This is a genomic window from Corynebacterium sp. HMSC08F01 (genome assembly GCF_001807545.1).
GTDB lineage: Bacteria > Actinomycetota > Actinomycetes > Mycobacteriales > Mycobacteriaceae > Corynebacterium > Corynebacterium coyleae.
Genome location: NZ_KV789296.1, coordinates 49,628 through 58,640 on the forward strand (window position 1 = coordinate 49,628; position 9,013 = coordinate 58,640).

Genomic DNA, 9,013 nt, shown 5'->3' on the forward strand with positions numbered 1-9,013 from the left:
AACGCAAACGAAAACGCAAGGAGTACCGACCATGGGTGTCCTGGGCATCATCCGCAAAGCACGCCGCAACGTCAAGGCCGAAATTAAGGCCGCTGAGGTGCACGCACGCCAACTGGCCAAGGATCAGGCGAAGGCCGACAAGCGCACCGCCGAACTGCTGGACAAGGCAGAAAAGCGTCTGCTGAAGGAAGAGAAGAAGGGCCTCAAGCGCAAGCGTAAGCACGAAAAGGACCTGGCCAAGGCGCACCTGAAGCGCATCGAAGAAGCCGGCATTACCAAGAAGAAGGCCAAGCAGTGGACCGGCGCCGCCCGCGTCATTGTCCCCGTCGCGCTGCCGCTGATCTACAAGGCGCTGACCTCCCTGCAGCAGAACCAGGTGAACGCCAACGCAGCAGGCCTCGGCCTGTCCGCAGGTGATCTGGCGCGCCACTCCGGCCGCGGCGCCGAGCTCAAGGCCCGCATCGAGGCGATCCGCGCAAGCGTGTCCGGCTCCGGCGAGTTGACCGAGAGCTTCAAGCGTGACGCGAGCGTGCGTCTCGACGAGCTCGAGCAGGCCGTCCGCAACGCCGAACACGCCAACCCGGAGCAGCGCCGCCTGGCCCACAACTCCATCGACGAGGACCTCAACGTCCTCGCCGGCGATGTCCAGGAGCGCCTCTCCCGCTAGTTAGAGCACTCCCTGCTCGCGCGCCGACGCCACGGCCGAGGTGCGCGAGCGCACACCCAACTTGTCGTAAATGTGGACAAGGTGGGACTTCACGGTGGCCTCAGACAGCATGAGTTCGTGGCCGATCTCGCGGTTCGACGAGCCAGCAGCCACCAGTTGCAGCACCTCCAACTCGCGCGGTGTGAGCGATGAACGCGGCGCACGCTCGCGGGTTTCCAGACGGTCGCGCACCACCGGCGACATGGTGGCATCACCGCGGGCAGTCGAGCGCACCGCCGCGACCAGCTCTTCTGGCGGGGCGTCCTTCAGCAGGTAGCCCACCGCACCGGCCTCGATTGCGCCGAGGATGTCCGCATCCGTGTCGTAGTTGGTCACCACCAGCACCTTCGGCGGGTTGGTCATTCGGGAACGGATCTCCGCCGTCGCCTGCGCACCCGTGGTCACACGCTGGCCTTCCGCACCGGCGCCGAAGCGCAGGTCCATCAACACCACGTCAATGCCGCCGGCTTGCGCTGCGGCGATCGCGCCTTCCGCGGTGGCAACTTCTGCCACGACCTCGATGTCGTCCGCTTCTTCGAGCACGGCACGCAGGCCGAGGCGAACGATCTCGTGGTCGTCTGCCAGCAGGACTCTAATCACCGGGGACCTCCTCGTTTACGTCTTTTGGTTGATATTAACCGGCACGGCGACAGAAAGGGCCGTAGGCCCGCCCGGCGCGGACTCAATGTCCAACTTCCCACCCAGTTCTGCCGCACGTGAACGCATCGCGTCCAGCCCCAAATGCCCCAACCCGCTGGGTTTGAGTTCCTGAGCATCCACGTCGAAGCCGCGCCCGTTGTCCACCACGTCCAGGCGCACCTCGTCCGGCGCGTAGGTCAGCGTGATGCGGGTACGGGTGGCCTCGGCATGGTTGACCACGTTGGATACCGCGCCTTGGGCGATGCGCAGCAAGCCAGCCTCCACGCGCATGGGCAGCTGGATGGCCTCGCCGTCTTTCTCCACCTCGATGTCCAACTCGCCCGCCGTGGCAAAATCACCCGCGACTCGCTCGAGCGCTTCGCGTAACGACGACTCCGTCAACGGCGCCGGCGCCAACGCCGCAATCATCGCGCGCGTTTCTGCCAGGTTGTTCGACGCCGCCCGGCGCGCCGTTTCCATTTTGCGCAGCGGCTGCGTCGCATCCACGCCAAGCCCCTGGATGTCGCGCTCGGCGGAGTGCAGCAGCATCTGGATCGAGGACAGGTTCTGCGCCACCGTGTCGTGAATCTCGTGTGCGAGGCGCTCGCGTTCCTGTGCCACACCGGCGGCGCGCTCAGTTTCGGCGAGACGGTCGCGGGTGGTCAGGAGTTCGTCGATAAGCTGCTGGCGTTCTTGGCTGACCTTATTGATGGTGAAAAACGCCCAATCAATCGCCATCACCACCACCGCCGACAGCGCCGGCCCCATCACCCCGCCGAGCGTGAGCCCCGCCGGGATCTGCACCGCGATGCTAATCGCCAGCCCCACCGCCACCCAGACGTAGCCGAGCCAGCCGCGCATCGCCCGCAGATAGACGAAGAACAGCACGAACACCCAGTACACCGCCACCGGCGACACCGTCGTATCCGCCACCCACAGCGCAGTCGCGCTAAACGCCCACACGATGCGGCCCCACCTGCCCCACCGGTACATCTCCACCATGCCGTAGAACAGCAGAAACGCGAACCCGGCGGTGAGCAAAATGTGCAACAGCGCCTCGTTCAGCGGCATCCGCGCCAGCGCGCCCAGCGACACCACCATCAGGCACACGGCCAAAATGGTGATGCCGGAATCAAGCGCGCTGTTTTCGGTACGTTTTCCGGGGTGCTGCTCCAGCAGCACTAATCTGGAGCTCATGCGTTCGAGATTACCCATCGTGCTGCTCGTGCTCGCCCTCGCCGGTTGTGGGGAGCAATCGCTTAACGACGACACCCCCACCCCCGAACCCGCACCCGCCCCCGATTCCGGCCTGCCCGTCGAAGCACTGCCGGAAACCGCACGCGACGGGTGGCAGGAATGCCCCTACCTGGACACCGAGTGGGTAGCGCGCACCAACGGCCAACGTGTCACCGGGGTGGGCACCGACACCCGTTTCGACACCCCCGCCTGCCAGTTCTGGTCCTACCCCGAAGAACCCCAACTGACCGTGATCGTGCGCCACATGGACTCCCCCGAACAGGCCATGGCTGTGGTGGACTGGGCTACCCCGATCGATTTCACCCAACCCGCTGACCAACCCGAAGGCTGGGACGGCGGCCGCCACGGCGGCGGGGACGTCCCCAACCGCATCGGCGCCGCATACTCCGTGGCCAAAGGCAACGTGGCCGTGACGGTGTTTACTAACCAGGATGAGTCGGTCAAAGCCGAAGCGGTCGCCACCGAAGCAATCACTAACCTAGGGCTGTAATGAACACCATCAACGTCGCCGCCATCGTATTCACCGACAACGCCGGGCGCGTCCTGTGCGTACGCAAACACTCCAGCCCGCGCTTCCAACTCCCCGGAGGCAAGCCGGAAGGCGGCGAGACCCGCCTGCAAACCGCCATGCGCGAAACCCGCGAAGAAGTCGGCATCGACGTCGACCCCGAACACTTGAGCTACCTAGGCACGTTTACCGCCGAGGCCTCCAACGAGCCCGGCCACAGCGTGACCTCCACGGTGTTCCTCCACCCCGGCCTACCCGCCGATCCGGCCCCCGCCGCCGAGATCGCCGAAGCCACCTGGATCGACCCCACGAACCACGCCGACTTTGAAATCGCGCCCCTGCTGCGCACCCAAATCTTTCCCGCCCTCCGGCCCGCTGACATCAACGCCATCGCCGTGTTCGCCGGCGCCCGCGATGGCACCGACCCGAACAACGCCACGCTCGCCCGCAGTTTCGGCGAGGCACTGGCCCGCCACGACATCACTCTGGTCTACGGCGGATCCAAGCTCGGGTTGATGGGTGAGGTGGCGAGGGGGTCGTCGAAAAGCATTGGCGTCCTCACACACCACCTGGCGCAATACGAGATCCAGTACGACGGGCTCGAACGCCTCGAAATGGTGGACACCCTCGCCGAGCGCAAAGCACGCATGAGCGAACTTTCCGACGCCATCGTGGCCCTGCCCGGCGGCGCCGGCACCCTCGACGAACTTTTCGACGAATGGACCACCCAACAACTCGGCCTCCACCGCAAACCCATCGGGCTGCTCGGCCGCGACTTCTGGGCCCCCTTCATCGCCATGGTGGACCACATGGTCGCCCACGGCTTTGTGCGCGCCACCGACCGGGCACACCTCATCGTCGCCGACGACCCCGACGAACTCATCGCAGCACTGCGCGCCTGGCACCCACCGGTACCGCGCTGGCTCTAAGGGCTACACCGCGACGTCGTTATACGGCATCTGCGCCGACACCCATGGGTAAATAACCTCCATGAGCAGGAGGAACAGCAACACCAAAATGACGGCGGTGAGCAGCCACTTCACCACCGGCGGGCCGGGCAGTTTACGCCACAACGCTGCATACATGGGCTAATCCACCTCCGTCATCGCCGGCGGGAGCGCGCCCGCCTGGTCCTTCGGCGTCACTTCCGTGCGCACCGCGTGAATGATCATGCGCTCCGCATTAGAAAACTGCGGGTGGCACGTGGTCAACGTAATCAGCCCCTCCATGCCGGGCTCCACCTTCGTGGACTTCGACCCAGGCATCGGGTTGACCACCTCAATGTTGCCCGGCAGCGTGATCTCCCGGCCAAGCACGTGCTGGTAATCGCCCGACGCGATGCGCTCATTCATCTGCTCCGGCAAGCATCCGGCGCCCTCCGCGTGACGAGCCGCCGGATCCGGCGACAACGGCATCACCCGGTACGTCACCCATTCGCGCTGCGTCTCCACCACGATCGCGTCACAGGCCTTCAGCGCGCCAAGGTCGTTAAACGGCGCACCCTTGCCCACACGGTGACCGGCAACCGCGAAGTTGCCATCTTGGCCCGGGAACTGCGTATCCGGGTAGTGGCCCGGACCCGTGAGCAACTGCGCCTCCTGCACGCCCTCGACGATGGCGAACTGGTAGTCCTGCCCAAACGCCGGGATATACATCTTCGCAAGCGCGTCCCCCAACTCAGCCTGCTTTGCCTGACGAGGGTTCACCCACTGCTCCTCAAGCCTCGTCTGCACATCGTCCTGCATCTTCGCCGACGCCAAATTGGTCCAATAGGACTCATAAAACGCGAACAGCAAAAGCAGCACGCCAACCGTCAGCAGGACCTCGCCAATCACCTGCGAGACACTGACACGATTCTTCCCAGCCATAACTAAATGGAGTAATCCGGTGGCGGCGCGCCCAACTTGGACTTGGCCAGAGCCTTAGCAGTGTGCAGGGGTGCGCTATCACGCAAAATGCGCGCCCCCGCCAGACCGCCTTCCAGGAAGATCAGCAGCTCATCCGTCAACGAGGACGAATCGTAGCCATTCTTCTCATTGAGCAACTCCGTGATCGTGGAATGCATCCACAGGCGGTGATTCCTGCAGGTCTCCACAATCCGCTCCTCGGATTCCGTCTCCGGGCGCGGGTACTCGGCCGCAGCGTTGAGGAACGGCGAGCCACGGAACTCCTTCTGGGGCTCCTCCTCGATCGCCATATCGAACAAAGCGAGGATCTTCGAATCCGCATCCGGCGCCTTCGCCGCACGCTCACCCCAACGTGAACGGTACTGCTCGTCGAGCTCCTCCAGGTACGCAACAACCAAGTTGTCCTTCGACCCCAGCAGCGAGTACAACGACGCCTTCGCCACATCCGCCTCACGCAAAATGCGGTCAATGCCGATGACGCGGATGCCTTCTTCTGTAAACAGCTTCGTCGCGGCATCCAGCAGACGCTGCCGAGGACTCGGACGATCGCGACGGCGCGCAGGCGCCTTCTTCTTACTCGTGGCGGCGGCCAATAGGAACTCCTTTCGCGCGCCTAAAACAGGACCATCTCAATATAGACAAAACGGTTCGTCTATTCCAGCGAAAAGCCCCCGGAGCAGCTCACTCCGGGGGCTCAAAGCAGATTGCTTATCGACGACTACCTGTCACCTTATTCACAATCCACAGCAGAATCACCGCACCGATCAGGCAGGTCAGGAAACTAAAGAAGCGTCCCCCGCCTTCCACATCAAAGCCGAGCAGGCCAAGCAGCCAGCCGCCGATGAAACCACCGATAACACCGACCAGAATGTTCAGGCCGATGCCCATCTGTGCGTCACGGTTCTGCATCTTGGATGCGATCCAGCCAGCAAGGCCGCCGATGATAATCCAGCCGATAAAACCAAGTGTTGGAGTCATGTTGAAATCCGTCCTTATAAATAGATTTTGTCAGTTACCCCTACCATTGTCCCTCGTTTTTCGGACTTTTGGGTAACGAATCTATTACTCCTCCGGACGGACCACCATCATCGGGCACGGCGCCGACTGCAGCAGCGCACGCGAAGTGGACCCAAGCAGCATGCCCTTGAAGCCGCCGCGACCGTGCGAACCGGTCACCAGCAACTGGGCGTTCTCTGCCGCGTTGGTCAGTGCGCGCACCGGACGGTCACGTGCAATAACCTTCTTCACCTGGACATCCGGGTACTTCTCGATCAGTTCGGCCAACAACTCGTCGAGAAGCTGCTGCTTATCCTGCTTCACAGCTTCCCAGTGATCCTCAGCCACCGCGTACCCAGCACCAGGGCCCTGGATGTGCGTATCCACCCAAGTGTGCACCGCAACCAGCTCCGCACCACGCGCCGCCGCCTCCTCGAAGGCAACTTCTGTTGCGCGCTGCGAAACCTCAGAGCCATCCACACCGACCACAACCGGACCGTACTTGTTCTCCTCGGTCACCGCGCTATCCTCGCGCACCACCACAACCGGGCAGTTCGCGTGCGACACCACAGCACCAGAAACGGAGCCCAGCACCATGCCAGACAGGCCGCCCAGACCACGGGAGCCCATCACGATCATCGTGGACTCATTCGACATACGCAGCAGCATGTCAATCGGAGAACCCTCAGCCACCGCGTGGCCAATGTGCAGGTCCGGCGCCACTTCAAGTGCGATATCGCGGGCACGATCCACGGACTGCATCGTCTCGCGCTGGAGTTCGTCGAAAATCTCCGCCGGCGGAACCATGCCCTCCGCGTACAGGAACTGCGGCATGGTGTAGCTCGCAGCCAAACGCAGCGGAATACCACGCTTCATCGCCGTATTCGCCGCCCAACGCACCGCATTATCTGAAGCGGGGCTGCCATCGACAGCAACAACAACGATGTCTTCGCGGGTCTCTTCCTGGGTCATTATCTCAGCCTTTCTGAGCTAGACAGCTGGTTATACCCACATTCTAGTCGCGCAAGCGCAAGTTAGCGGGGAATCTCCACCGGGGTTGCTGCCGGCGCATTCGCCGGATACAGCAAGTTGTAAATCAGGGTCAACGCGTCCGCGATCGCCTTACCAATGCCCTGCGAAAAGAAGCCCATCAACGGCTCAACCAATGCTCCTAAATCCATGCGGGCTAATCTACTACACACTATGGCGAGAAAGAAGGGTCCACCAGCAATGCCGCTGCCACCCCGCGGCGGCCTCGGCGCATCCCGCGCCCGCGTCCCCGAAGGCGACGGCATCCGCGCCATCGACTTCATCTGGCACCTCGTCTCCACTCAGCGCCACCGCCACCCCGAAGACAACTTTTCCGCAGTACAACAGCGTTTCGACGACTCCCTCGTCGTTCACCGCGACACCACCCCAATCTCTCCCGAGGACTGGCTCGAACCCGGCACCGACGTCTTCTTCTACCGACGCCCCGCCCCCGAAAGACCCGTCCCCTACGACATCGTTTCCGTGTTTGAAGACGACAACATCCTTGTCGTGGACAAGCCACCATTCTTAGCGACGATGCCCCGCGCATCCCACATCACCGAGACTGCCACCGTACGTTTGCGACGCTTGACCGGCAACGAAGAGTTGACCCCAGCCCATAGATTGGACCGCGGCACCTCTGGTTTGTTGCTGTTGACCAAACGCCGCGAAGTCCGTGGCGCCTACCAGGAACTTTTTGCCCGCCGGGAGGTGGACAAGATGTACGAGGCGATCGCACCGTGTGTTGCACTGTCCGTACCTGCAGACTGGTCCCACCACCTGGTCAAGGTTGCTGGCGAAGCCGCTGGTTCTGTGGTCGTGGGTGAGGAGCCGAACTCCCACACCGAGGTAGCTTCCGTTACTCGGCTGCCTGCCGAGCAGGAGCAGGAGTTGCAGTCGCTCTATGGCGTTACCGCTCCTTTGGGACGCTACGTTCTCCACCCAACAACCGGCCGCACCCACCAACTGCGGCTGCAAATGATGACCGAAGCCGCCCCCATCCTTGGCGACACCATCTACCCAGTCCTACTCCCCGCCGACGCCGAAGACTTCTCCCGCCCCATGCGGTTACGTTGCATCGGCTTAGGGTTTGTAGATCCTTTGACAGGCGAAGATCGCTCCTTCGCACTGAATTAGAGGCGGGAAGGCCTGACAGCTCCTTCGTTGGGCAGTCCGGCTGTCACAATCTGTCGCGACCATTTCCGACTTACCGGAACCCCGAATGCAAAACTGCACATCACACCTTTCGCCAACCTGGGCGGAGTGTAAAACCCTGCAGCCGACGAGGCACCATTTTGCATCGATAGCTGTTCGCGCCAGACATGAAGTATCTACGGGCGGGTGGAAACCGCTTGGCTCCGCATTGCGGACGACTAGTGGGGGTGTACCCATTAACTATGCAGCGGCATAGTCATGCCCGATCCCCTCCTTACTCTGCATTGCGGACAAGTGGGTGGACACCAACTATGCAGTGGCATAGTGAGCCTCATTCCGATTCTCACTTCGCGTTGCGGACAACCTGGTGGACACCAACGATTCTGTTGCCTCAGCCAGGTCACGGGCGGTTGGGAACCCAGCCGTTGACTATGCAGTGGGATAGTGACGCCGGTTTTGTCGTTGATTCCGCATTGCAGACATTCCGACTCCGCATTGCGGACAAGTTGGTGGTCACCAACGAAATGTAGAGGGATGGGAATGTGAAAAACACCCGTAGATGAAACTGGGTGGTTTCGTCTACGGGTGTTTGTGTGTGAAGTTGTTGGGTCGGCGGTAACCTACTCTCCCACTCCCTCCCGGGAGCAGTACCATCGGCGCGGGCGGGCTTAGCTTCCGGGTTCGGAATGGGACCGGGCGTTTCCCCGCCGCTATCAACCACCGACACATCTATATGGGCATAGTGTGTGTCCATGTGTTGTGGACTGTATTGAGTTCACGTGACATTGGGTGTGTTGTGTCAGTGACTGCATAGTG

Annotated in this window: 12 protein-coding genes and 1 rRNA gene; 4 read left to right on the forward strand and 9 right to left on the reverse strand. The window is 62.3% G+C overall.

Annotated features, from left to right (window positions below; genetic code table 11):
- The first annotated feature begins 31 nt into the window (after positions 1-31).
- Positions 32-667, forward strand: a complete 636-nt coding sequence (locus HMPREF3171_RS04340) for a DUF6474 family protein (RefSeq protein ID WP_070453376.1) — start codon at positions 32-34, stop codon at positions 665-667.
- On the opposite strand, the gene HMPREF3171_RS04345 is transcribed toward HMPREF3171_RS04340, so the two are convergent.
- On the reverse strand, positions 668-1,306 hold the full coding sequence (locus HMPREF3171_RS04345) for a LuxR C-terminal-related transcriptional regulator (RefSeq protein WP_070483198.1): 639 nt from the start codon (positions 1,304-1,306) through the stop codon (positions 668-670).
- Between the two features lie 15 nt (positions 1,307-1,321).
- Positions 1,322-2,542 (reverse strand): sensor histidine kinase, encoded by a 1,221-nt coding sequence (locus HMPREF3171_RS04350; protein ID WP_070483220.1) that lies wholly within the window; start codon positions 2,540-2,542, stop codon positions 1,322-1,324.
- On the opposite strand from HMPREF3171_RS04350, the gene HMPREF3171_RS04355 reads away from it, so the two are divergent.
- Together HMPREF3171_RS04355 and HMPREF3171_RS11620 are read left to right on the forward strand one after the other, a co-directional pair.
- Entirely contained in the window at positions 2,541-3,092 is a 552-nt protein-coding gene (locus tag HMPREF3171_RS04355; protein ID WP_070483200.1) for a DUF2020 domain-containing protein, read from the forward strand. The genes HMPREF3171_RS04350 and HMPREF3171_RS04355 overlap by 2 nt on opposite strands.
- Complete coding sequence (locus tag HMPREF3171_RS11620; RefSeq protein ID WP_083291959.1) at positions 3,092-4,039, forward strand: TIGR00730 family Rossman fold protein; 948 nt, start codon at positions 3,092-3,094, stop codon at positions 4,037-4,039. The genes HMPREF3171_RS04355 and HMPREF3171_RS11620 overlap by 1 nt, the downstream gene beginning before the upstream one ends.
- Before the next feature lie 3 nt (positions 4,040-4,042).
- Here the strand turns inward: HMPREF3171_RS11620 and HMPREF3171_RS12060 are convergent, their stop codons facing one another.
- The 6 genes from HMPREF3171_RS12060 to HMPREF3171_RS12065 all read right to left on the reverse strand — a co-directional run bounded on the left by HMPREF3171_RS12060 (position 4,043) and on the right by HMPREF3171_RS12065 (position 7,194).
- A complete protein-coding gene (locus HMPREF3171_RS12060; RefSeq protein WP_167617510.1) occupies positions 4,043-4,195 on the reverse strand; it encodes a hypothetical protein in 153 nt (50 codons plus the stop codon).
- Between the two features lie 3 nt (positions 4,196-4,198).
- Positions 4,199-4,978, reverse strand: a complete 780-nt coding sequence (locus HMPREF3171_RS04365; RefSeq protein WP_070483202.1) for a class E sortase — start codon at positions 4,976-4,978, stop codon at positions 4,199-4,201.
- Positions 4,979-4,980: 2 nt separating this feature from the next.
- Positions 4,981-5,610 carry a TetR/AcrR family transcriptional regulator gene (locus HMPREF3171_RS04370; RefSeq protein ID WP_070422659.1) on the reverse strand — a complete coding sequence of 210 codons (630 nt, stop codon included), beginning with the start codon at positions 5,608-5,610 and terminating at the stop codon, positions 4,981-4,983.
- A gap of 115 nt (positions 5,611-5,725) precedes the next feature.
- On the reverse strand, positions 5,726-5,995 hold the full coding sequence (locus HMPREF3171_RS04375) for a GlsB/YeaQ/YmgE family stress response membrane protein (RefSeq protein WP_070422660.1): 270 nt from the start codon (positions 5,993-5,995) through the stop codon (positions 5,726-5,728).
- A gap of 84 nt (positions 5,996-6,079) precedes the next feature.
- On the reverse strand, positions 6,080-6,985 hold the full coding sequence (locus tag HMPREF3171_RS04380) for a universal stress protein (RefSeq protein ID WP_070422661.1): 906 nt from the start codon (positions 6,983-6,985) through the stop codon (positions 6,080-6,082).
- Positions 6,986-7,047: 62 nt separating this feature from the next.
- Positions 7,048-7,194: a hypothetical protein gene (locus tag HMPREF3171_RS12065; RefSeq protein ID WP_167594476.1), complete on the reverse strand. Its 147-nt coding sequence runs from the start codon at positions 7,192-7,194 to the stop codon at positions 7,048-7,050.
- Here HMPREF3171_RS12065 and HMPREF3171_RS04385 point away from each other — a divergent pair.
- Positions 7,130-8,179, forward strand: coding sequence for a pseudouridine synthase (locus HMPREF3171_RS04385; RefSeq protein WP_141743342.1), 1,050 nt, complete (start codon positions 7,130-7,132; stop codon positions 8,177-8,179). The two genes, HMPREF3171_RS12065 and HMPREF3171_RS04385, sit on opposite strands and share 65 nt — an antisense overlap.
- Before the next feature lie 625 nt (positions 8,180-8,804).
- Here the strand turns inward: HMPREF3171_RS04385 and rrf are convergent.
- Positions 8,805-8,922 (reverse strand): 5S ribosomal RNA (gene rrf / locus HMPREF3171_RS04390).
- Positions 8,923-9,013: the final 91 nt, after the last annotated feature.

What these genes read in the sequence shown, in the direction of transcription:
- HMPREF3171_RS04340 (WP_070453376.1), top strand. Translation starts at nt 32, where the DNA reads ATGGGTGTCCTGGGCATCATCCGCAAAGCACGCCGCAACGTCAAGGCC.
- HMPREF3171_RS04355 (WP_070483200.1), top strand. Translation starts at nt 2,541, where the DNA reads ATGCGTTCGAGATTACCCATCGTGCTGCTCGTGCTCGCCCTCGCCGGT.
- HMPREF3171_RS04350 (WP_070483220.1), bottom strand. Translation starts at nt 2,542, where the DNA reads ATGAGCTCCAGATTAGTGCTGCTGGAGCAGCACCCCGGAAAACGTACC.
- HMPREF3171_RS11620 (WP_083291959.1), top strand. Translation starts at nt 3,092, where the DNA reads ATGAACACCATCAACGTCGCCGCCATCGTATTCACCGACAACGCCGGG.
- HMPREF3171_RS12060 (WP_167617510.1), bottom strand. Translation starts at nt 4,195, where the DNA reads ATGTATGCAGCGTTGTGGCGTAAACTGCCCGGCCCGCCGGTGGTGAAG.
- HMPREF3171_RS04365 (WP_070483202.1), bottom strand. Translation starts at nt 4,978, where the DNA reads ATGGCTGGGAAGAATCGTGTCAGTGTCTCGCAGGTGATTGGCGAGGTC.
- HMPREF3171_RS04375 (WP_070422660.1), bottom strand. Translation starts at nt 5,995, where the DNA reads ATGACTCCAACACTTGGTTTTATCGGCTGGATTATCATCGGCGGCCTT.
- HMPREF3171_RS04380 (WP_070422661.1), bottom strand. Translation starts at nt 6,985, where the DNA reads ATGACCCAGGAAGAGACCCGCGAAGACATCGTTGTTGTTGCTGTCGAT.
- HMPREF3171_RS12065 (WP_167594476.1), bottom strand. Translation starts at nt 7,194, where the DNA reads ATGGATTTAGGAGCATTGGTTGAGCCGTTGATGGGCTTCTTTTCGCAG.